Annotated in this window: 24 protein-coding genes; 2 read left to right on the top strand and 22 right to left on the bottom strand. The window is 65.2% G+C overall.

What is annotated here, in order from left to right; genetic code table 11:
* Positions 1-4: 4 nt before the first annotated feature.
* The 11 genes from RAM80_RS25415 to RAM80_RS25365 form a co-directional block, all read right to left on the bottom strand.
* A complete protein-coding gene (locus tag RAM80_RS25415) occupies positions 5-991 on the bottom strand; it encodes a DNA polymerase III subunit delta' (protein ID WP_416423151.1) in 987 nt (328 codons plus the stop codon).
* Positions 984-1616 (bottom strand): dTMP kinase, encoded by a 633-nt coding sequence (gene tmk / locus RAM80_RS25410; protein ID WP_416423150.1) that lies wholly within the window; start codon positions 1614-1616, stop codon positions 984-986. The genes RAM80_RS25415 and tmk overlap by 8 nt, the downstream gene beginning before the upstream one ends.
* Complete coding sequence (mltG, locus tag RAM80_RS25405) at positions 1613-2776, bottom strand: endolytic transglycosylase MltG (protein WP_416423149.1); 1164 nt, start codon at positions 2774-2776, stop codon at positions 1613-1615. Before mltG ends, tmk begins: the two co-directional genes overlap by 4 nt.
* A 3-nt stretch (positions 2777-2779) precedes the next feature.
* Entirely contained in the window at positions 2780-3595 is an 816-nt protein-coding gene (pabC, locus tag RAM80_RS25400; RefSeq protein ID WP_416423148.1) for an aminodeoxychorismate lyase, read from the bottom strand.
* A complete protein-coding gene (gene fabF, locus RAM80_RS25395) occupies positions 3595-4839 on the bottom strand; it encodes a beta-ketoacyl-ACP synthase II (RefSeq protein WP_416423147.1) in 1245 nt (414 codons plus the stop codon). The genes pabC and fabF overlap by 1 nt, the downstream gene beginning before the upstream one ends.
* A gap of 110 nt (positions 4840-4949) precedes the next feature.
* On the bottom strand, positions 4950-5186 hold the full coding sequence (gene acpP, locus RAM80_RS25390; protein ID WP_003175607.1) for an acyl carrier protein: 237 nt from the start codon (positions 5184-5186) through the stop codon (positions 4950-4952).
* 196 nt (positions 5187-5382) lie between these two features.
* Positions 5383-6123 carry a 3-oxoacyl-ACP reductase FabG gene (gene fabG, locus RAM80_RS25385; protein ID WP_416423146.1) on the bottom strand — a complete coding sequence of 247 codons (741 nt, stop codon included), beginning with the start codon at positions 6121-6123 and terminating at the stop codon, positions 5383-5385.
* Between the two features lie 16 nt (positions 6124-6139).
* Positions 6140-7081, bottom strand: coding sequence for an ACP S-malonyltransferase (gene fabD / locus RAM80_RS25380; protein ID WP_416423145.1), 942 nt, complete (start codon positions 7079-7081; stop codon positions 6140-6142).
* 127 nt (positions 7082-7208) lie between these two features.
* Positions 7209-8219: a phosphate acyltransferase PlsX gene (plsX, locus tag RAM80_RS25375; RefSeq protein WP_416423144.1), complete on the bottom strand. Its 1011-nt coding sequence runs from the start codon at positions 8217-8219 to the stop codon at positions 7209-7211.
* Positions 8220-8222: 3 nt separating this feature from the next.
* Positions 8223-8405: a 50S ribosomal protein L32 gene (gene rpmF / locus RAM80_RS25370; protein ID WP_008375086.1), complete on the bottom strand. Its 183-nt coding sequence runs from the start codon at positions 8403-8405 to the stop codon at positions 8223-8225.
* Positions 8406-8418: 13 nt separating this feature from the next.
* Complete coding sequence (locus tag RAM80_RS25365; protein WP_158155984.1) at positions 8419-8946, bottom strand: YceD family protein; 528 nt, start codon at positions 8944-8946, stop codon at positions 8419-8421.
* Positions 8947-9040: 94 nt separating this feature from the next.
* Here RAM80_RS25365 and RAM80_RS25360 point away from each other — a divergent pair, with 94 nt between their 5' ends.
* Positions 9041-9619, top strand: a complete 579-nt coding sequence (locus RAM80_RS25360) for a Maf family protein (protein ID WP_416423143.1) — start codon at positions 9041-9043, stop codon at positions 9617-9619.
* A gap of 49 nt (positions 9620-9668) precedes the next feature.
* On the opposite strand, the gene RAM80_RS25355 is transcribed toward RAM80_RS25360, so the two are convergent.
* Genes RAM80_RS25355 through rluC form a run of 3 tightly spaced genes read right to left on the bottom strand, consistent with a single transcriptional unit; the run spans position 9669 to position 12287 of the window.
* Positions 9669-10652, bottom strand: coding sequence for a S49 family peptidase (locus tag RAM80_RS25355; protein WP_416423142.1), 984 nt, complete (start codon positions 10650-10652; stop codon positions 9669-9671).
* 23 nt (positions 10653-10675) lie between these two features.
* Positions 10676-11338: an HAD-IA family hydrolase gene (locus RAM80_RS25350; protein WP_416423141.1), complete on the bottom strand. Its 663-nt coding sequence runs from the start codon at positions 11336-11338 to the stop codon at positions 10676-10678.
* Positions 11328-12287, bottom strand: coding sequence for a 23S rRNA pseudouridine(955/2504/2580) synthase RluC (rluC, locus tag RAM80_RS25345; protein ID WP_416423140.1), 960 nt, complete (start codon positions 12285-12287; stop codon positions 11328-11330). Before rluC ends, RAM80_RS25350 begins: the two co-directional genes overlap by 11 nt.
* A 740-nt stretch (positions 12288-13027) precedes the next feature.
* On the opposite strand from rluC, the gene rne reads away from it, so the two are divergent.
* Positions 13028-16354 carry a ribonuclease E gene (rne, locus tag RAM80_RS25340; protein ID WP_416423139.1) on the top strand — a complete coding sequence of 1109 codons (3327 nt, stop codon included), beginning with the start codon at positions 13028-13030 and terminating at the stop codon, positions 16352-16354.
* A gap of 225 nt (positions 16355-16579) precedes the next feature.
* On the opposite strand, the gene RAM80_RS25335 is transcribed toward rne, so the two are convergent.
* The 8 genes from RAM80_RS25335 to RAM80_RS25300 are packed head-to-tail and all read right to left on the bottom strand — an operon-like array spanning position 16580 to position 21715.
* A complete protein-coding gene (locus tag RAM80_RS25335) occupies positions 16580-17167 on the bottom strand; it encodes a nucleotidyltransferase family protein (protein WP_416423138.1) in 588 nt (195 codons plus the stop codon).
* A 21-nt stretch (positions 17168-17188) separates the two neighbouring features.
* Entirely contained in the window at positions 17189-18208 is a 1020-nt protein-coding gene (murB, locus tag RAM80_RS25330; RefSeq protein WP_416423137.1) for a UDP-N-acetylmuramate dehydrogenase, read from the bottom strand.
* Positions 18205-18669 (bottom strand): low molecular weight protein-tyrosine-phosphatase, encoded by a 465-nt coding sequence (locus RAM80_RS25325; protein WP_416423136.1) that lies wholly within the window; start codon positions 18667-18669, stop codon positions 18205-18207. The genes murB and RAM80_RS25325 overlap by 4 nt, the downstream gene beginning before the upstream one ends.
* Positions 18669-19433, bottom strand: coding sequence for a 3-deoxy-manno-octulosonate cytidylyltransferase (kdsB, locus tag RAM80_RS25320; protein ID WP_416423135.1), 765 nt, complete (start codon positions 19431-19433; stop codon positions 18669-18671). Before kdsB ends, RAM80_RS25325 begins: the two co-directional genes overlap by 1 nt.
* Positions 19430-19615 (bottom strand): Trm112 family protein, encoded by a 186-nt coding sequence (locus tag RAM80_RS25315; RefSeq protein ID WP_027977460.1) that lies wholly within the window; start codon positions 19613-19615, stop codon positions 19430-19432. The genes kdsB and RAM80_RS25315 overlap by 4 nt, the downstream gene beginning before the upstream one ends.
* A 41-nt stretch (positions 19616-19656) precedes the next feature.
* A complete protein-coding gene (lpxK, locus tag RAM80_RS25310) occupies positions 19657-20658 on the bottom strand; it encodes a tetraacyldisaccharide 4'-kinase (protein WP_416423134.1) in 1002 nt (333 codons plus the stop codon).
* Positions 20658-21083, bottom strand: a complete 426-nt coding sequence (locus RAM80_RS25305) for an ExbD/TolR family protein (RefSeq protein WP_416423133.1) — start codon at positions 21081-21083, stop codon at positions 20658-20660. Before RAM80_RS25305 ends, lpxK begins: the two co-directional genes overlap by 1 nt.
* On the bottom strand, positions 21080-21715 hold the full coding sequence (locus tag RAM80_RS25300; protein WP_416423132.1) for a MotA/TolQ/ExbB proton channel family protein: 636 nt from the start codon (positions 21713-21715) through the stop codon (positions 21080-21082). Before RAM80_RS25300 ends, RAM80_RS25305 begins: the two co-directional genes overlap by 4 nt.
* Between the last annotated feature and the right edge of the window lie 33 nt (positions 21716-21748).

Genomic DNA, 21748 nt, shown 5'->3' with positions numbered 1-21748 from the left:
CTCTTCAAGCCTGGCCGGGCAAGCCTGCCCAGGACACCAGCAACGCTTCGAGCAACAACACCCGGTTGAGGTTGGCCTTGGCCAGCACCTTCTGGCGCTGCGCCAGGATCCAGTCCTGCGCGGCCAGGACCTTGCCCTGCCCGCTCTTCTGCGCCAGGTACTGCACCACCTTGCGCATGTCCCCCAAGCCTAACCCCTCCTCGTCCTGCGTCAACTGGTAGCGCAGGATCAGGTTGGACCAGTCGCAGAACCAGTCGAACAGCAGCAGCAACGGGATGGCGTTCCAGCTTTCCGCCAGCTGCGTGGGCGAGGCCTGCTGCTTGAGCAGCTTCTTCACCCCGTCCACCACCAGCGCGCGCTGCTCGACCACGCCCTGGGCCTGCAGGCGCACCGCCACCAGCGGCGAGCCAGCGGCCAGGGTCAGCAGCTCTTCGCGCTGCTCGGGTGTGCACTCGGGCAAGGCGCCGGCCAGCCAGTCCAGGCTCATGGCCTGGCTGGGCAACGGGCAGGCCTGCTGCACGCAACGGCTCTTGATGGTGGGCAGCAGGCGGCTGGGCTGGTGGCTGACCAGCAGCAGCACGGTGTTGCCCGAGGGTTCCTCAAGGCTTTTGAGCAAGGCGTTGGCGGCGTTGATGTTCATGGCCTCCACCGGCTCGATCAGCACCACCTTGCGCCCGCCCAGCTGGGCGGTCTGCACCACGAAGCTGACCAGGTCGCGCACCTGGTCGACCTTGATGGCCTTGTCGGCCTCCTCGGGTTCCAGGATGTAGTTGTCCGGGTGGCTGCCTGCTGCCAGCAGGTGGCAGGACTTGCACTGCCCGCAGGCGGCCAGCCCCTGGGGCTGCTGGCACAACAGCAAGGCCATCAGGCGCTCGGCCAGGGCACGCTTGCCGATGCCCTGGGGGCCATGCAGCAGGTACGCGTGGGCGTGCTGGCTACGGCCGGCCAGGTGCTGCCAGAGGCTGTCCTGCCACGGGTAGGCCTCAGCCACGGGCGCGCGCCTCGATGCCAGGCAGCAGGCTGTCGAGTTGCTGCTGCACCTCGCCCAGGGTCAGGGCGGCGTTGACCAGGGTGTAGCGCTCGGGCGCCGCGGCGGCCCGTTGCAGGTAGGTGTTGCGCACCGCGTCGAAGAAGGCCCGGCCTTCCTGCTCGAAGCGGTCCAGGCGGCCCCGCGCGGTGGCGCGGGCCAGGCCCACTTCCACCGGCAGGTCGAACACCAGGGTCAGGTCGGGGCGCAGGTCACCCTGGACGAAGGCTTCCAGGCTGGCGATGCGCGCGTGGCTGAGGCCGCGGCCGCCGCCCTGGTAGGCGTAGGTGGCATCGGTGAAGCGATCGCACAGCACCACCGCGCCACGGGCCAGCGCCGGGCGAATCACTTCGCTCAGGTGCTGGGCGCGGGCGGCGAACACCAACAGTAGCTCGGTGTCGGCGTGCATGGCTTCGTCGCTGGGGGCCAGCAGCAGCTCGCGGATGCCCTCGGCCAGCGGCGTGCCGCCCGGTTCGCGGGTCAGCACCACGTCCAGGCCGGCAGCGCGCAGGCGCTCGGCCAGGTACTCGCGATTGGTGCTCTTGCCCGCGCCTTCGGGGCCTTCAAGGGTAATGAATAAACCGCTCACTGGCTGTCCTTCTGAGTGTCTTGGGGCGCACCGGCTTTGCTGTCGGTGGCCGTGTCGGGGCTTGCCGCCGGTACCGTCGGCGGCTGCGTGGCCGCATCCTGGCCCGGCGCGGGTGCAGGCACCGGGGTGGGCGCAGGGCTGGACCGGTAGTCGGCGCGGCGCTTGAGCTGGAACTCGCGCACGGCGTTGTTGTGCTCGTCGAGGTCGTCGGAGAACACATGGCTGCCGTCGCCGCGGGCGACGAAATACAGGCTGGTGCCGCTGGCCGGGTTCAACGCGGCATGCAGCGCCTCGCGGCCGACCATGGCGATCGGCGTGGGCGGCAGGCCGGCGTTGGTGTAGGTGTTGTACGGCGTTGGCTCGTGCAGGTCGGCGCGGGTCAGCTTGCCGGTGTAGCGCTCGCCCATGCCGTAGATCACCGTGGGGTCGGTCTGCAGCAGCATGCCGGTGGCCAGGCGGCGCACGAACACGCCGGCGATCTGCGAGCGCTCCTGGGGCACGCCGGTTTCCTTCTCCACCAGCGAAGCCATGATCAGCGCCTGGTAGGGCTGGTCATACGGCGCGTCAGGGGCACGGTCGGTCCACTCCTTGGCCAGCACCTCGTCCAGGCGGCTGTAGGCCTGGCCCAGCAGCTCGGCGTCGGTCATGCCGCGCACGTACTTGTAGGTGTCGGGGAAGAACCGGCCTTCGGGGAACACGCCTTCATGGCCCAGGCGGGTCATGACCTCGGCATCGCTCAGCCCGGCCAGGGTGTGCTTGAGCTTCTCCTGCTTGTCGAGGGCAGCGCGCACCTGGCGGAAGTTCCAGCCTTCCACCAGGGTCAGGTTGTACTGCACCACTTCACCGCGCTGCCACACGCCCAGCAGGTCCTTGAGGGTCATGCCCGGGGTCAGGCGGTACTCGCCGCTGTGCAGCGGCGTGCCGGCCAGGTTGAAGCGCCAGTACAGGCGCAGCCAGAAGGCATCGCGCAGCGTGCCCTTGGCCTGCATGCGCATGAAGGTGCCGGTGGGCGTGGAGCCATTGGGCACGTCCAGGAGGTCTTCCTGGGCGACATTAAGGGTTTGGTCCAGTGCGCTGTGCACTTTCCAGGCGGCAACGCCCAGCGTCAGGCCTGCCAGGATAACCAGGGTCTCCAGCAGCACCAAGAATTTACGTCTCACGAATCACACATCCAATAGTGCGCGGGCAAGGCTCTGCAGTTTACGGGTGAGCGGCCCCGGCGACCAGTTCAGTGACGCGAAAGCGCGAACGGGCCAGATGCCATACACGCTGTTGCAGACGAACACTTCGTCGGCCTGCCACAGGTCTTCAGGCCACAGGTCGCGGACCTGCACGGGAATGCCCAGGGCAGCCGCCTGGGCCAACAGCTCGGCGCGCATGACCCCGGCGACGCCACAGCGCACCAGATCAGCGGTCAGCAACTGACCGTCACGCACCAGGAACAGGTTGCTGAACACACCTTCGACCAGGCGCCCGGACATATCCCGCATCAAACCTTCGGCAAAGTCCGGGCCGGACCATTCGGCGCGGGCCAGCACCTGCTCCAGGCGGTTGAGGTGCTTGAGGCCGGCCAGCAGTGGCTGTTCGGCCAGGCGCGTGGCGCAGTCGAACAGGCGCACGCCTTGCTCGGCATGGGCAGCGGGGTAAGCGGCGGGCGGGTTGCCCTGGACCAGGCGCCGGGCCGGCGCCAGGGGGTCGGCGGCGTAGCCGCGCTGGCTGTCGCCACGGGTGACGATGAGCTTGAGCACACCCTCGCCCAGCTGCGCGGCACAGGCCGCCAGTTCAGCCTCGACCAGGGCCGCGTCAAGGCTGATTGCCAGGCGCTGGCAACCCTGCAGCAGGCGCTGCAGGTGGCGCGCCAGCAACAGCGGCTGGCCGGCCTTGACGGCGATGGTCTCGAACAGCCCATCGCCATAGGCCAGGCCGCGGTTCTTCAGCGCCAGCGTGTCCGCCGGCACGCCGTCGACCCAGCTGAGCATCAGCCGTTGAACCGGCGGAACACCAGCGAGCCGTTGGTGCCACCAAAGCCGAACGAGTTGGACAGCACCACGTCGATCGGCATGTTGCGCGCCTGATGCGGGACGAAGTCCAGGTCGCAGCCTTCGTCAGGCTCGTCCAGGTTGATGGTGGGCGGCGCCACCTGGCTGTTGATGGCCAGGACGCTGAAGATCGCTTCCACCGCGCCCGCGGCACCCAGCAGGTGACCGGTCATGGACTTGGTCGAGCTGACCGCGAGCTTGTAGGCGTGGTCGCCGAACACCGACTTGATGGCCGAGGCTTCCGCCAGGTCACCCGCCGAGGTGGAGGTACCGTGGGCGTTGATGTACTGCACATCGCTGCCGTTCACGCCAGCGTCGCGCAGGGCGTTGGCCATGCAGCGGGCGGCACCCGCGCCGTCTTCGGGCGGCGAGGTCATGTGGTAGGCGTCACCGCTCATGCCAAAGCCCACGAGCTCGGCGTAGATGGTGGCACCACGCGCCTTGGCGTGCTCCAGCTCCTCGAGCACCAGGGCGCCGGCACCGTCGGACAACACGAAGCCATCACGGCCCTTGTCCCACGGGCGGCTGGCCCGGGTTGGCTCGTCGTTGCGGGTGGACAGCGCGCGGGAGGCACCGAAGCCGCCCATGCCCAGGCCACAGGCAGCCATTTCGGCGCCACCGGCAATCATCACGTCGGCTTCGCCGTAGGCGATGTTGCGCGCCGCCATGCCGATGCAGTGCGTACCGGTGGTACACGCCGTGGCGATGGCGTAGTTGGGCCCCTGCACGCCCAGGTGGATGGACAGGAAACCGGAAATCATGTTGATGATCGAACCCGGCACGAAGAACGGCGAAATCCGACGCGGCCCGGAGGCGTGCAGGATCTTGCAGGTTTCCTCGATGTTGGTCAGGCCACCGATACCCGAGCCCATGGCCACGCCAATGCGCTCACGGTTGGCATCGGTCACTTCCAGGCCGGCGTTACGCACTGCCTGGAAACCGGCCGCCAGGCCGTACTGAATGAACAGGTCGAGCTTGCGGGCTTCCTTGACCGACAGGTACTCCTCGACGTTGAAGCCTTTGACCGAGCCGCCAAAACGGGTGGAGTAGGCAGAAAGGTCGGTATGCTCGATCAGACCAATGCCACTGCGGCCAGCCAGAATGCCCTGCCAGGTGCTCGGCACATCCGTGCCCAGTGGCGACAGCATACCCATACCGGTGACCACGACGCGTCTACGCGACACAGCGCTCTCCTTATTCTAGGAACAACCTTTACATCTCATCTAAAGAAAAAACCGCACGCCAGCAAAGGCAGTGCGGTTTTTCCATGACAAGAAGCTGCGATTACAAAGTCTTAAGCCTGGTGGCTGGTGACGTAATCGATAGCGGCTTGAACAGTAGTGATCTTCTCAGCTTCTTCGTCAGGGATTTCGGTCTCGAATTCCTCTTCCAGAGCCATCACCAGCTCAACGGTGTCAAGGGAATCGGCACCCAGATCTTCTACGAAGGAAGCAGTGTTCACGACTTCTTCTTCTTTAACGCCCAGTTGCTCGGCGACGATTTTCTTGACGCGTTCTTCGATGGTGCTCATACCTTGTTTTCACTCCTAATGGACATAAGTCAGGCAGCTGGCCAGTGTGCAAGTTTATAGGAAGGCTTCGGCATTTCAAGCTGAAAGCGTCGGCTCCCGATCACACTCACCCGCCACCTAGAATTTGGATGCAGCTTTATAACGGATTTTGAACGACACGTATGACATTTTTTTGAAGCAATCCGTCACATTTCACTTACATGTACATGCCGCCGTTGACCGGGATAGTAGCACCGGTCACATAGGCTGCACCTTCCGAGGCCAGGAAAGCCACCACTTTCGCGATTTCTTCGGCCTGGCCCAGGCGACCCAGAGGGATCTGGGTCTGCAAGGCTTCACGCTGCGCTTCAGGCAGCTCACGGGTCATGTCGGTGTCGATGAAACCAGGGGCCACCGAGTTGACCGTGATTGCACGCGAGCCCACTTCACGGGCCAGCGCGCGGCTGAAGCCCTCGAGGCCCGCCTTGGCAGCAGCGTAGTTCACCTGGCCGACGTTGCCCATGGCACCGACGACCGAACCAATGCTGATGATACGACCCCAGCGCGCCTTGGTCATGCCGCGCAGCACGCCCTTGGACAGCCGGTACAGGCTGTTGAGGTTGGTATCGATGACATCATGCCACTCATCATCCTTCATGCGCAGCATCAAATTGTCGCGGGTGATGCCGGCGTTGTTGACCAGGATGGTGGGTGCACCGAACTGTTCAGTGATGGTCGCCAGTACGGCGGCGACGGATTCGTCGCTGGTCACGTTCAGCTCGAGGCCGGTGCCCTGCACGCCGTTTTCCTTGAGGGTGGCGGCGATGCGCTCGGCGCCCGAGGCCGACGTGGCGGTACCGATGACGGTAGCGCCCATACGGCCCAGTTCCAGGGCGATAGCCTGGCCAATGCCACGGCTGGCGCCGGTAACCAGTGCAACTTTACCTTGCAGGCTCATGCAGGCTTCTCCTATTTCAGGCCTTCGCCGCCGCAACAGCGGCAGCGAACGCGTCTGGGGTATTCAGATTTTCAGTGCTGACGCCATCGGCGCAGCGCTTGTTCAGGCCAGCCAGGACCTTGCCCGGGCCGCATTCGACCAGGCGCGGGGCGCCGTTGGCAGCCAGGTACTGCACCGACTCGACCCAGCGGACCGGCTTGTACAGCTGTTCCAGCAGGTCGCGCTTGAGGGTGTCCAGGTCTGCCGGCACCGCGGCGCTGACGTTCTGCACCACCGGGATCTGCGGGGCCTGCCAGTCGATGGCGTTGATCGACTCGGCGAAGCGTTCGGCAGCAGGCTTCATCAGCGCGCAGTGCGACGGCACGCTGACCGGCAGCGGCAGGGCGCGCTTGGCACCGGCCGCCTTGAGCAGCTCGATGGCACGCTCCACGGCAGCCGCCGAGCCGGCAATCACCACCTGGCCCGGGGAGTTGAAGTTCACCGCGCTGACCACCTCGCCCTGGGCCGCTTCGGCGCAGGCGTTGACCACTACGGCGTCGTCCAGGCCCAGGATGGCAGCCATGGCGCCCTGCCCAGCGGGCACGGCTTCTTGCATCAGTTGGCCACGGCGCTCCACCAGCTTGACCGCGTCAGCCAGGCTCAGGCAGCCAGCGGCCACCAGGGCGCTGTATTCGCCCAGGCTGTGGCCGGCGACGAATGCCGGGCGCTCGCCACCTTCGGCCAGCCACAGGCGCCACAAGGCCACCGAGGCGGCCAGGATGGCAGGCTGGGTCTTGTCAGTCTGGTTGAGGCTTTCTACCGGACCTTCCTGGATCAACGCCCACAGGTCGTAACCCAGCGCGTCGGAAGCTTCCTTGAACGTTTCCAGCACCAGCGGGTACTGGGCGCCCAGCTCGGCGAGCATGCCCAGGGACTGGGAACCTTGCCCTGGAAAGACAAATGCGAGGGATGCAGACATTTAACAAGCCCTTATTGATCTTGTCGTCGGAGAATTGACGTGCAACCGGAGTTGAACGCAAGAAACTGACAGTTGGATGACAGAGAGAACCGGGTGGTCACATTTAAGCACTCCTTGGCGGATATGCCTAAAGCAACAGATTTTCCAGCTGCCCGTGCAGGCGCTGGGGAAGATTTTCCTGAATTTCGGTCAACGCCCGCGAAATCGCGCTCTGGAAGCCCTGCACACCGGCCGAACCGTGACTTTTCACCACGATACCCTGCAGGCCCAGGAAGCTCGCGCCGTTGTGCCGCGCGGGCGCCAGGTCGGCCTGCAGGCGCTTGAGCAGCGGCATAGCCAGGGCGCCGACGGCCCGCGACAGCAAATTGTGTCGAAACAATGCCTCGATACGCCCGCTGATCATGGTCGCCAGGCCTTCGCTGGACTTGAGCAGCACGTTGCCGACAAAACCGTCGCACACCACCACGTCCGCCTCGCCGCGGTACACGCCATCGCCCTCGATGAAGCCGATGTAGTTCAACCCGCGCGCGCCCTGCAACAGGCTCGCAGCCAGCTTCACCTGCTGGTTGCCCTTGATGTCCTCGGTGCCGACGTTGAGCAGCGCCACCCGCGGGCGCACCACGCCCAGCGCCTCGGCGGCCACTGAGCCCATCACGGCGAACTGGAACAGGTGTTCGGCGCTGCAATCGACGTTGGCGCCCAGGTCCAGCAACTGGCACGAGCCGGTTTGCGTGGGAATGGCGGCCACCATCGCCGGGCGATCGACGCCGGGCAAGGTCTTGAGCACGTGGCGCGACAAGGCCATCAGCGCGCCGGTGTTGCCCGCACTCACGCACGCCTGCACCTTGCCGTCACGCAGCAACTCCAGCGCCACCCGCATCGAAGAGTCCGGCTTGCCACGCAAGGCCTGGGACGGCCGCTCGTCCATGCCGATGACTTCGCTGGCTGCAGCAATCTGCAGGCGCGCGCGATCCACACCGGGTTGGCTGGCGATCAATTCTTCAAGGAGTAGGGGGTGACCGACGAGGGTCAGGTACAGCGAGGGGGTAGCAGACAGGCAGGCAAGGCTGGCCTGGACAATGTTGCGGGGACCGAAGTCCCCGCCCATTGCGTCAATCGCGATGACTTGAGCGGACAAGGATTACTCGTCAGCGCCCTTGTCGATCACTTTACGGCCACGGTATACGCCTTCTGGCGAAACGTGGTGGCGCAGGTGTACTTCGCCAGTGGTCTTCTCGACCGACAGGGTGCTAGCCGACAGGGCGTCGTGCGAACGGCGCATGTCACGGGCAGAGCGGGATTTTTTGTTCTGCTGAACAGCCATAATTGATTAACTCCTAAACGTTTGGGTCACGCTTTAACTGCGCCAATACACTGAACGGGTTGGACCGCGTTACCTCGTCCTCGCTCGGCTCGGGCTCATCTGCGCCCGCCGGCTGCTGGCATTCTTCCGGATGATGAGCAGGCACAATGGGCAAGGCGAGCAGAAGCTCCTCCTCGATCAATGCCTGCAGATCCAAAGGATCTTCGCCCAGTTCCAGCACGTCATAACCTTTCGGTAACGACTGGGTATTTGCACCCTCCTTCACCACAGCATAACTGCATTCGCTGTGGATCGGCAGGGTGACCAGCTCAAGACAACGCTGGCATACCATCTTGACTTCGACGTCGAGATGGCTGTGGATAACCACGGCCTTTCGCTCGTCTCGTTCGAAAACGAATTTAGCCTGCACCGTACCGACATTGTCGGAAAGCGGGTCGCAGAGTCTCTCCAAATCGGATAATGGCAGCGAACCTTCAAGGGTTACGCCACGATCGGCCAATTTGCGCGGGTCAACGTGAGGTGGAATCGGGTCATTCAACATAGGCGCAGCATTCTAGGGACGACCCCCTCCCCTGTCAAAGGAAATTAGGCCCTAACCCAATGATAGAATGACCATTCATCCACAGGAGACCGCCATGCTGCCCTTGTTACTTGCCTCGAGCTCGCCTTACCGCCGGGAATTGCTGGGCCGCCTGCGCCTGCCCTTCACCTGCGCCAGCCCTGATATCGACGAGAGCCGCCTGACGGACGAGCCCGCCGAAGCCCTGGTCAAGCGCCTGGCCGAACAAAAAGCTCGCGCCCTGGCGGCCAGCCACCCCGGCCACCTGATCATCGGCTCCGACCAGGTGGCGGTGCTGGGCGAGCAGATCCTGGGCAAGCCCCACGACTTCGACCGCGCCTGCGCGCAGCTGCTGGAAGCCAGCGGCACCAGCGTCACCTTCCTCACCGGCCTGGCGCTGCTCAACAGCGCCACAGGGCACTGCCAGGTGGATTGCGTGCCGTTTACCGTGGAGATGCGCGAGCTGGACCTGGCGAGCATCCAGCGCTACCTGCGGGCCGAGCAACCCTACGATTGCGCGGGCAGCTTCAAGGCCGAAGGGCTGGGGGTGAGTTTGTTCAAGCGCACCCACGGGCCGGACGCGACCAGCCTGGTGGGGCTGCCGCTGATCCGGCTGGTGGATATGTTGTTGCAGGAAGGGGTGCAGGTGCCATAGATCGCCCGTAGCAGCGGCCGCAGGCCGCGCCACAGCCCCCCCCCCTATTTCAACGCAACGAAGGACCGCTGAAGCCCATGTACAGCGCCAGCTTCTCCGCCACGCTGGCGCCCAGCTTCTTGGAGAAGCGGTCCAGGGCCGAATCCTCGACGGTGAAGTCGACCAGCTCTTTCTCGCCCACCACCTCGCGCGCCACGTAGCTGGCGTTGCCCAGGCCGTCGATCAGCCCCAGCGGCAGCGCCTGCTCGCCCGACCAGATCAGGCCGGAGAACATCTCCGGATGCTCCTTATCCTTCAGGCGGTCGCCACGCCCCTGCTTCACCACCGAGATGAACTGGTTGTGCGTGGTATCCAGCACACCCTGCCAGAACTTGGTCTCATCCGGCTTGGCCGGCTGGAACGGGTCAAGGAACGACTTGTGCTCACCCGAGGTGTAGGCGCGACGCTCCACGCCCAGCTTCTCCATGGTGCCGACGAAGCCGTAGCCGGCCGCCGTCACGCCAATGGAACCCACCAGGCTGGCCTTGTCGGCGTAGATCTGGTCGGCGGCGCTGGCGATGTAGTAGGCGCCCGAGGCCCCCAGGTCACTGATCACCGCGTACAGCTTGGTGTCCGGGTGTTCCTTGCGCAGCCGGTGAATCTCGTCGACCACGTAGCCGGCCTGCACCGGGCTGCCGCCAGGGCTGTTGATGCGCAGCACCACGGCCTTGACCTTGGGGTCTTCGAAGGCGGCGCGCAGGCTGCCGATGATGTTGTCGGCGCTGGCTGCCTCCTGATCGGCGATCACCCCGCGCACCTCGATCAACGCGGTGTAATGGGAGCCGCGCGTGGCACTCTTTTCCATGTCCAGCAGCGGCGTGAACGCAGCGAAGGCCAGGAACAGGTAAACGAAGGTCAGCAGCTTGAAGAAAATCCCCCAGCGCCGCGTCCGCCGGTGCTCGATGACATTGGCTTGCAACGTCCTTTCCAGCAATTGCCAGCTCTTGTCATCACCACGCTTTTCGGCGTCGGGCGCTTTCCATTCATCAGACATCGTTCAGCTCCCTCGGGAAAAATTCAATTCGTCGAACTGGCCAACCACTCATGCAATTGGCTGAAACGCTCGATGGCCAGCACCGGCTCGTGCACCAGCAGCGCTTCCAGCGGCATCGCCCCGTAACCCACGGCCACGGCATCCATGCCCGCGTTGCGGGCCATCAGCAGGTCGAACGCCGCATCCCCCACCATCAGCGCGCGTTCGCGCGGCACCTGGCAGTGGGCGAGGATTTCTTCCAGCATCAGCGGGTGCGGCTTGCTGCGGGTTTCATCGGCGGCCCGGGTAATGTCGAAGTACGCTTCCCAGCCGTGCGCCTTGAGCACCCGATCCAGGCCGCGACGCGCCTTGCCCGTGGCCACCGCCAGGCGGTAACCCTGGGCACGGAAGGCTTCCAGCGCCTCCGGCACGCCAGGGAACAGCGTCGAAGGCTCGGCATCCATGGCCATGTAGCAATCGGCATAGTGTTGACGAAAAGCTACGACCTGGCTGTCATCCATTTCCGGATACAGCGTAAGAATTGCCTCTGGCAACGCCAGGCCGATGATGCCCTTGATCGCTTCGTCGCTGCGCTCGGCATAACCCGCGGCGCGCGCCGCCACTTTCATAGCCTCGACAATCCGACCAATGGAATCGGACAGAGTGCCGTCCCAGTCGAAGATCAGCAGGTCATAGTCACGGCGCACTGGCGAGGCGCTCCACGGTCTTGGCCCACATTTCGTCCACCGGCGCCTCGAGCTTCAGCGCGCCGCCATCGGGCAGCGGCACGGTCAGGGCGTAGGCATGCAGGAACAGGCGTTTGCCGCCCAGGTCGCGGATTTCCTTGCTGAACTCCTCGTCGCCGTACTTGCTGTCACCCGCAATGCTGTGACCGGCATGCAGGGCGTGCACGCGAATCTGGTGGGTGCGACCGGTGATCGGCCGGGCCTCGACCATGGTGGCGAAGTCGCCGAAGCGGCGCAGCACCTTGAACAGGGTCAGGGCTTCTTTGCCCTCTTCGTCGATCTCGACCATGCGTTCGCCCGAACGCAGGTTGCTCTTCTGTAGCGGCGCGTTGACCTGCTTGCGCGCCGAATCCCAGCGGCCGCGCACCAGCGCCATGTAGCGCTTGTCGACGCCATCGCCACGCAGGGCGGCGTGCAGGTGGCGCAACATGCTGCGCTTCTTGGCGATCATCAGCAGCCCGGAGGTGTCGCGGTCCAGGCGGTGCACCAGCTCCAGCTCCTTGGTATCAGGGCGCAACTGACGGAAGGCTTCGATCACCCCGTAGTTCAGGCCGCTGCCGCCGTGTACGGCAATGCCGGCCGGCTTGTTGATCACCAGCAGGCCCTTGTCCTCGTACACGATCGAGGCTTCCAGGCGCTGCAGCAGGCCCTGGGCCAAAGGCACGGGCTCGTCGCGCTCGGGCAGGCGCACAGGTGGAATACGGATAATGTCCCCGGCCTGCAACTTGTATTCGGGCTTGATGCGCCCCTTGTTCACCCGCACTTCGCCTTTGCGAAGGATGCGGTAGACCAAGGTTTTGGGCACGCCCTTGAGTGCAGTGATGAGGAAATTGTCGATTCTTTGGCCGGCATATTCCGGCGCAACCTCGAGCAGCTGGACGCCGGAGGTTGGAGGGGTTGTAGTCGTCATTCCTCCATAATAACAATTTTTTATGGATTTGAAGCACTTAATGATTGCTGCTATAGTCGCGAACGCCGCCAAAAGTGGCGGGCAAGCGGATATGCGGTAGTAGACCGGCCCTTGCCAACGCAATTCATGAGGACGCGAGGCCGTCCGACGGGGTTTTTGCTTGATTACGGGGTGGTACGCAACGTAACCGGCGCAGATGTGAGAAGACCGAGAGAAAGCCAAAAAGAGCGGTGTTTTTGCACTCATTTTCAGTTTTTTTTCGATGCCACTCTCATCCCACGCGGTCGTTGTCATCCGGTAACGGCGAATGCTTCGGAAACACAAAGCCTTAGCCATAAATGCGCCAGCACCCCATCGGTGCTTGCGATAAATGCCAACCCGTTGCGGATTCAGCGCGCGGCAGCACCCGAATTATCAGGGATACGTGTAGGGTGGAGATGCACAATCGTCGGACCGTGTAGCACCGCGTCATGTCGAGTACTGCCACAGGCGCCTCACGACACGACCCGGGCTTGATTCAGACGCCTACCGGCGTCCACGCAGGACAATTGATTCCTCCTCCTGACTGAGTGCTTTTGACACCACAGCAAGCAGGACGCGTCGTCGCGACTTCATCCCCGTTGGATGAACCTCGCTGGACACTGCAGTGGCCTCGCCCCTGCTGACGCACCTGACACCGACCGTGAGAAGTCGTGTGTGCCGAACGCCGTTTCCGGCAGCCCGGAAACCGACGGTACTACATGAAAAGAATGCTGATTAACGCAACCCAACCTGAAGAGTTGCGCGTTGCACTGGTAGACGGCCAGCGCCTCTACGACCTGGACATCGAGTCCGGCGCCCGCGAGCAGAAGAAGGCCAACATCTACAAGGGCCGGATCACTCGCATCGAACCGAGCCTGGAAGCCGCCTTCGTCGACTTCGGCTCCGAGCGTCACGGCTTCCTGCCACTCAAAGAAATCTCCCGCGAATACTTCAAGAAATCCCCTGAAGGCCGCGTCAACATCAAGGACGTCCTGAGCGAAGGCCAGGAAGTCATCGTCCAGGTGGAAAAAGAAGAACGTGGCAACAAGGGCGCCGCCCTGACCACCTTCATCAGCCTGGCCGGTCGTTACCTGGTGCTGATGCCCAACAACCCACGTGCCGGCGGCATCTCGCGCCGCATCGAAGGCGAAGAGCGCAACGAACTGCGCGAAGCGCTGAACGGCCTGGTAGCCCCGGCCGACATGGGCCTGATCGTGCGCACTGCCGGCCTGGGCCGCAGCAGCGAAGAGATGCAGTGGGACCTGGACTACCTGCTGCAACTGTGGACCGCGATCAAGGAAGCTTCCCTGGACCGTTCCGCGCCTTTCCTGATCTACCAGGAAAGCAACGTCATCATCCGCGCCATCCGCGACTACCTGCGCCAGGACATCGGCGAAGTGCTGATCGACAGCGTCGAGGCCCAGGAAGAAGCCCTGACCTTCATCCGCCAGGTGATGCCGCAGTACGCCAGCAAGATCAAGCTGTACGAAGACAGCGTGCCGCTGTTCAACCGTTTCCAGATCGAAAGCCAGATCGAGACCGCCTTCCAGCGCGTGGTCGAACTGCCGTCGGGCGGCTCGATCGTGATCGACCCGACCGAAGCCCTGGTGTCCATCGACATCAACTCGGCGCGTGCCACCAAAGGCAGCGACATCGAAGAAACCGCCCTGCAGACCAACCTGGAAGCAGCCGAAGAGATCGCTCGCCAGCTGCGCCTGCGTGACATCGGCGGCCTGATCGTGATCGACTTCATCGACATGACCCCGGCCAAGAACCAGCGCGCCGTGGAAGAAAAAGTCCGCGAATGCCTGGAAGCCGACCGCGCCCGCGTGCAGATCGGCCGCATCTCGCGCTTCGGCCTGCTGGAAATGTCCCGTCAGCGCCTGCGTCCATCCCTGGGCGAAAGCAGCGGCATCGTCTGCCCACGCTGCAACGGCACCGGCATCATCCGTGACGTCGAATCGCTGTCGCTGGCCATCCTGCGCCTGATCGAAGAAGAAGCCCTGAAGGACCGCACCGCCGAGGTCCGCGCCCAGGTGCCGATCCCGGTCGCCGCGTTCCTGCTGAACGAAAAGCGCAACTCGATCACCAAGATCGAACTGCGCACCCGCGCCCGCATCGTGATCCTGCCGAACGACCACCTGGAAACCCCGCATTTCGAAGTGCAGCGCCTGCGCGACGACAGCCCGGAAGCCCAGAGCGCCCAGTCGAGCTACGAGATCGCTGCCGCCGAAGTCGAAGAAGCCCAGCCAGTAGCCGCCACCCGCACCCTGGTACGCCAGGAAGCCGCGGTCAAGACCGCCCCGCCGCGCACTTCCGCGCCGGTGCCGGTTGAAGCCCCGGTTGCACCTGCCGCCCCGGTTGCGCCGGCGCCAGTCGTGCCTGAGCCAAGCCTGTTCAAGGGCCTGGTGAAGTCGCTGGTCAGCCTGTTCGCCACCAAGGAAGAGCCTGCTGCCCCGGTCGTGGTTGAAAAACCAGCCGCTCCAGAGCGCCCACAGCGCAACGAAGAGCGCCGCAACGGCCGTCAGCAGAGCCGCAGCCGTAATGGCCGCCGCGACGAAGACCGCAAGCCGCGCGAAGAGCGTGCGCCACGTGAAGAACGTGCACCGCGCGAAGCCCGCGAGGACGCCCCGGCCGCCCGTGAAGAACGTGCTCCACGCCAGCCGCGCGAGCCGCGTGCACCGCGTGAAGACCGTCGCAGCCGTGAAGACCGCCCGGTCCGCGAACTGCGCGAGCCACTGGACGCCGTAGCCCCGGCCGTACGCGAAGAGCGCCCTGAGCGCGCGCCACGTGAAGAACGTGCCCCACGCGAAGAGCGTGCACCGCGTGAAGAACGTGCGCCACGTGAAGAGCGTGCACCGCGCGAAGAACGCGCCCCTCGCGAAGAGCGTGCTCCACGCGAAGAACGCGCCCCACGTGAAGAGCGTGCACCACGCGAAGAACGCGCCCCACGCGAAGAGCGTGCGCCACGTGAAGAACGTGCCCCGCGCGAGCGCGTGCTGCGTCCCGAGCAGGTTGAAGGTGAAGCCGTAGCCGTGGCCGCCGTTGCCGCTACCGTGGCTGCAGCCGAAGCCGACGAGGCACTGCCGAGCAACGAAGAGCTGCTGCAGGACGAGAACCAGGAAGGCACCGACGGCGAACGCCCTCGCCGCCGCTCCCGTGGCCAGCGTCGCCGCAGCAACCGTCGTGAGCGCCAGCGTGACGCCAACGGCAACGTGGTTGAAGGCAGCGAAGAAGGCCAGGAAGAAGGCACCGAGCCATCGGGCGCCGAACTGGCTGCCGGCCTGGCCGTGACCGAAGCCGTCGCCCACAGCGAGATCAGCGCCCCGGCCGAAGCCGAAGCCGCCGTTCAAGCCGAGCGCGCCACTGCTGCGGTAGAAGAGCCGGTTGTTGTTGAAGCACCTGTTGAAGCCCCTGCTGAAGTAGCTGTGCAAGCTGCCGCTGAAGTGATCGAGGCCCCGGCCCCGGTTGTCGAAGCTGCTGAAGAAGCTGCTGCTCCGGTGGTTCACGCCGAAGTGGTTGCCGACCAGCCGGTCGAAGTAACCCCAGTGGTCGAGACCCCAGCCAGCGAAGCACCGGTTGAAGTCACCCCAGTGGTTGAAGCTGCCCCGGTGGTCGAAGCCAAGCCTGAGCCTGAAGCGTTCGCCGCCCCGGTAGTCGAACAGCCTTCCTTCGTGTTCGAGGCGCCAGCGCCGAAGACCGTCGAAGAAGCTGCCGCCCCTGTGGTCGACATCCAGCCTGAGCCGGTTGCCGAGGTGGTGGAAGCCGCCCCTGCGCCAGTGGTCGAAGCTGCCCCAGTGGTTGAAGCTGCGGTTGAGCCGGTTGTCGAAGCCCAGCCCGAAGTGGTTGCCGAGCCTGTAGTGGAAGCCCCGGCCGTGGTACTGGCCAGCAACGGCCGCGCCCCGAACGACCCACGTGAAGTGCGTCGCCGCAAGCGTGAAGCCGAAGCCGCCGCCGCTGCAGCCGCCGCTGCCGCCCAGGCCGCCGAAGCTGCCCACGCGCCACACGCAGTAGAAGAGCAGCACGAGCACAAGCCGTTCGTCTGACCTTGAAGCGTTAAAAAGCCCCCGCTGCAGCAATGCACCGGGGGCTTTTTTTCGCCTATCGATTACACCCCGCCCCGTAGCAGCAACTGTCTTGAATCTGCGTTGCCTGCATCGCGACTAAAGTCGGCTCCTACGCCATCTGTGGTAGGAGCCGGCCTTGGCCGCGATGCAGGCGACGCGATAGACGAGGTACACGGGGCCCTGTAGCAGCGGCCGCAGGCCGCGTCACAGGCGCCGCAAAAGGTCCGAAGGCAAGTCGATATCGCAATAGATCCCAGGATCGACAACCGCGATCTCGACGACCGTCGCGCCCGCGAACAACCGCCGCGCCCCCTGGTCGCCACTCAGGCCCATCAAGCCAGCCGCAAAAGCGCTGCCAAAGGCCACTGGATGCCCATAGCCCTGCCCTGCCACCGGCACACAGATGATTTGATCGTGAACAGCCATCGACACCTGTCGGTAGGTATCGGGCCGAATGAACGGCATGTCGCCCAGCACCACTAGCCAGCCAGCCGCCAATGGCGCCGCCGCGACGGCAGCTGCCAGGCTGTCACCCATGCCGGGAGAGGGAACAAGGATGACCTGGAAGCCATGCAGGCGACCCAGCTCGGCGATTTCCGGACGATCCGGGCGCGTGACCAGCACCCGCTCGCCGGGCAGCCCATCGAGGCTGCGCAGGGTCTGCGCCAGCACGGGGCGCTCGACCCCGTCCAGGCCAGGGCATGGCGCCAGCAGCTTGCTCTGCCCCGCCTGCGCCTGCGCCTGGAAGCGCGCGCCCTGCCCCGCTGCCAGTACCACGATGCACGGTGTCACGCTGGCGCCTCCAGGTTGGCTTCAGTAGAGGTTAGGCTCCATCTCCAGCGCCACACCGAAGCGCTGGAGGATATCGGCCTGGATACGCATGGCCAGGCCATGCAGTTGCTGCCCGGTGGCCGCGCCGTAGTTGACCAGCACCAGCGATTGCAGGCGATGCACGCCGGCATCACCGTCGCGGAAGCCTTTCCAGCCTGCGCGCTCGATCAGCCAACCCGCGGCCAGCTTGACCTGGCCATCGGCCTGGGGATAGCCCACCAGGTCAGGGTGCTCGGCCTTGATCCGTTCGGCCAGCGCTGCCGGCACCACCGGGTTCTTGAAGAAACTGCCGGCATTGCCCAGCTCGGCAGGATCAGGCAGCTTCTCCCGACGAATGCTGCAGATCGCCGCGCTCACATCAGTGGGCGTCGGCGCCTCGATGCCTTGCTCGGCCAGGCGCTGGCGCACCGGGCCGTAGTCCAGGTGCAGCTGCGCCGCGCGGGCCAGGGTGAAGCGCACGCGCAGGATCAGCCAACGCCCAGGCTCGCGCTTGAACAGGCTGTCACGGTAGCCAAAGGCGCACTCGGCCAGGCTGAAGTCACGCAGCGCGCCGGTGTGGCGGTCCAGGGCGGTGAGGCCGTGGAACACGTCCTTGATCTCGACGCCATAGGCGCCGATGTTCTGCATGGGTGCCGCGCCTACGGTGCCGGGGATCAGGCTGAGGTTCTCCAGCCCGGCCAGGCCCATGGCCAGGGTTTGCAGGACAAACGGGTGCCACGGCTCACCGGCCTCGGCCTCGATCACCAGCTGCTGGCCATCATCGGCCAGCACGCGCACGCCGGTGCTGGCCATGCGCATCACCAACTGCTGCACGTCGGCGGTCAGCAGCAGGTTGCTGCCCCCACCAATGGGCAGCACCGGCACTTGGCACTCCTGGGCCCAGGCCAGCGCCTGGCGCACCTGGTCGTCGCTGTCGACCTCGACGAACCAGCGTGCCTTGACGTCGATGCCAAAGGTGTTGAACGGCTTGAGCGATACCTGCTCACGGATCTGCAGGCTCATAGCCGCCCCTTCAATTCATTGACCAGGCCGGCGCACGCCAGCTCGATCAGGTCCAATACCTGCTCGAAGCCCTGCTCGCCGCCGTAATACGGGTCGGGCACCTCGTCCACCGCGCCGTCGTAACGGCGCAGGAACAGGTCCAGTTCGGCACGGCCGTTGGCCGGCTGCAGGCGCTTGAGGTTGCCCAGGTTGCTGTGGTCCATCGCCAGGATCAGATCATAGCGGCCGAAATCGGTAGCACTGACCTGCTGGGCGCGCTGGGCCGACAGGTCGTAGCCGCGGCGCAGGGCCGCGGCACGGCTGCGGCTGTCCGGCGGCTTGCCCACGTGCCAGTCGCCGGTGCCGGCCGACGCCACCTGCACCTGCTCGGCCAGGCCGGCCGCGCGCAACTGATGGCGCAGCACGCCTTCGGCGGTGGGCGAGCGGCAGATATTGCCCAGGCACACGAACAGGACGCGCATCACGCCTCCAGCAGGCGCCGTACGCGCTCCAGGTCCTGCGGGGTGTCGACACCGGCAGGCGGTGCTTCGACGGCGTCGGCGACGTGGATGCGCACGCCGTGCCACAGGGCACGCAGTTGCTCCAGGCGCTCGGTCTCTTCCAGCCAGCAGGGGCCCCAGGCCACGAAGTCCTGCAGGAAGCCGGCGCGGTAGGCGTAGATGCCAATGTGGCGACGGAACGGCACGCCGGCAGGCAGGCTGTCACGGTCGTTGGCGAACTGGTCGCGGGCCCACGGCAGCGTGGCGCGGCTGAAGGTCAGCGCCAGGCCATTGAGGTCGGCGACCACTTTCACCACGTTGGGGTTGAACAGCGATTCGACGTCCTCGATGGGCTCGGCCAGGGTGGCCATGCCCGCTTCGGCGTGGGCGGCCAGGTTGGCGGCCACCTGGTCGATCACCGCCGGTGGAATCAGCGGCTCGTCGCCCTGTACGTTGACCACGATGGCATCGGCAGCCAGGCCCAGGGCCTGGGCCACTTCGGCCAGGCGGTCGGTGCCCGACTCATGGTCGGCGCGGGTCAGCAGCACTTCGGCGCCGAAGGCCTGGCAGGCCTCGACGATGCGTGCATCGTCAGTGGCAACCACCACGCGCTGGGCCGCACTCTTGCGCGCCTGTTCCCAGACGTGCTGGACCATCGGCTTGCCGGCAATCAGCTGCAGTGGCTTGCCCGGCAGGCGCGTCGAAGAGAAACGCGCCGGAATGACAACCGTGAACGCCTGGCTCATTTATCCAGGCGCTCTTCGTCGGTCAGGGTGCGTGCTTCGCTTTCCAGCATCACCGGGATGCCGTCGCGGATCGGATAGGCCAGGCCAGCGCCCTTGCTGATCAGCTCGGTCTTGTCGGCGCTGAGTTTCAGCGGGCCCTTGCAGATCGGGCAGGCGAGGATGTCGAGCAGTTTGGTGTCCATGTTAGGTCCTTGGCAAAAGAGCAAGCGTGAAGCGAAAAGGGTCAGGTACGCGCCAGCAGGCTGGGCAAGCGGGCGTCGAACCAGGCGACGAAGCCCGGCGAGGGCTGTGCGTCGACGGCCAGGTACCACCAGTCGTCCCGGGCGAAGGCGCGGCATTTGACGGCGTCCTTCTCGGTCATGACCAGCGGCAGCGACGGGCTGAACGTCAGCGCCGCCAGGCTGTATTCGGCGTGGTCGGCGAATGCGTGGGCCTGTGGCCGCCAGTGTAGCGCCTGCAGGGTATTGAAGAAACGTTGCGGGTTGCCGATGCCGGCCACCGCATGCACGGCATGGCCGGGGGCGAACAGGTCGAGGCCACGGCGCTCACCGGTCAGCACGTTGACCAGCGCGGTAGGTTGCAGGGTGAAAGCGAAGCCCTGGTCGCGGTCCTGCTCGGCGCCGTTGAACAGCACGGCATCCACCGCCTGCAAGCGCTCGACGGGTTCGCGCAGCGGGCCGGCGGGCAGGCAGCGCTGGTTGCCCAGGCCGCGGGCGGCATCGATCAGCACCAGCTCCAGGTCACGGGCCAGGCGGTAATGCTGCAGGCCGTCGTCGGAGAGAATCAGGTCCAGCGGCTCGGCCGCCGTCAGCGCCTGCACGGCACGGCTGCGGTCGGGGTCGATCATCAGGGGCACGCCGCTGCGCTGCACGATCAGTAGCGGCTCGTCACCGGCCACCGCCGCGCTGTCGCTGGCGCCAACGCGCCACGGCAGCTGCGGCGGCTTGGCACCGTAGCCACGGCTGACCACGCCGACCTTGAGGCCCTGGCGCCGGCAGTGCTCGATCAGCCAGAGAATCATCGGCGTCTTGCCGGTGCCACCGACAGTGACATTACCCACCACCAGCACCGGCACCGGAGAACGGTAGATAGTGCCCTCGCCGCGCAGGAAGCGCTGGCGCTTGCCAGCCACGACGCGGCGGTACAGGCACTCCAGCGGTCGCAGCAGCGCCAGCGCCGGGTGACCGTTATACCAGGCCGCCAACATGCGATCGGAAAAGGCCATCAGTTGTTCGCCTGCGCCTCGACCGTGGTCATGCTCAGGTGGCTGAAGCCCAGCTTGCCGGCGGCGTCCATGGCGGTGATCACCGCCTGGTGCGGGGTCTTGCCGTCGGCGCTGATCGACAGCGGCAACTTGCTGTCGCCGCCAGACTCGGCCTGCAGCGCATCCATCAGGGTGTTCAGGTCACTCTTGGGCAGCAGCTTGTTGTTCACCGAGTAGACGCCGTCGGCGCTGATGGCAATGTCCAGGGTCTTGCCGGCGTCCTGCTCGGGGCTGCCGCTGACCGCTTCGGGCAGGTCCACGCGCAGCTGCGTCTGCTTGGTGAAGGTGGTGGTGACCACGAAGAACAGCAGCAGCACAAACACCACGTCGATCAGCGACACCAGGTTGATGTCGATCTGCTCTCGTTGCTTGCGGCGGAACTTCACGCTTTGTCCTCGGCCAGATCGACCTCGCGGTCACCCTGCACCATTTCCACCAGCTTGATCGCTTCCTGCTCCATGCCCACTACCAGCTCGTCGATGCGACGTTGCAGGAAACGGTGGAAGAACACCGCCGGGATACCCACCATCAGGCCCGAGGCGGTGGTCACCAGCGCCTTGGAGATACCACCGGCCAGCACCGCCGGGTTAGTGGCCATGTTGGCGCCCATGAACGAGCTGAAGATTTCAATCATGCCCAGCACGGTACCCAGCAGCCCCAGCAGCGGCGCCATGGCGGCGATGGTGCCCAGGGTGCTGATGTAGCGTTCCATTTCGTGAATGACGCGGGCCGCGGCCTCTTCGATGCATTCCTTCATGATTTCGCGGCCATGGCGCGAGTTGGCCAGGCCCGCGGCGAGGATTTCACCCAGCGGCGAATCGGCGCGCAGCTCCTTGAGCTTTTCCTTGTCCAGCTGCTTGTCGCGGATCCAGCGCCAGACCTGACCCAGCAGGTGCGGCGGGGTCACGCGGCTGGCACGCAAGGTCCACAGGCGCTCGGCGGTGATGCCCAGCGCGGCGATGGAACTCAGAATGATCGGCAACATCATCCAGCCGCCGGATTTGACCAATTCCCACACAGTAAGGACCCCCTCGAAAAAGTTCGCCACTCT

Origin of the sequence: Pseudomonas sp. App30 (genome assembly GCF_047947025.1) — a bacterium.
Classification (GTDB): Bacteria; Pseudomonadota; Gammaproteobacteria; order Pseudomonadales; family Pseudomonadaceae; genus Aquipseudomonas.
The sequence above is the reverse complement of the archived record's forward strand: the minus strand, read 5'-3'. Positions and strand labels throughout refer to the sequence as shown.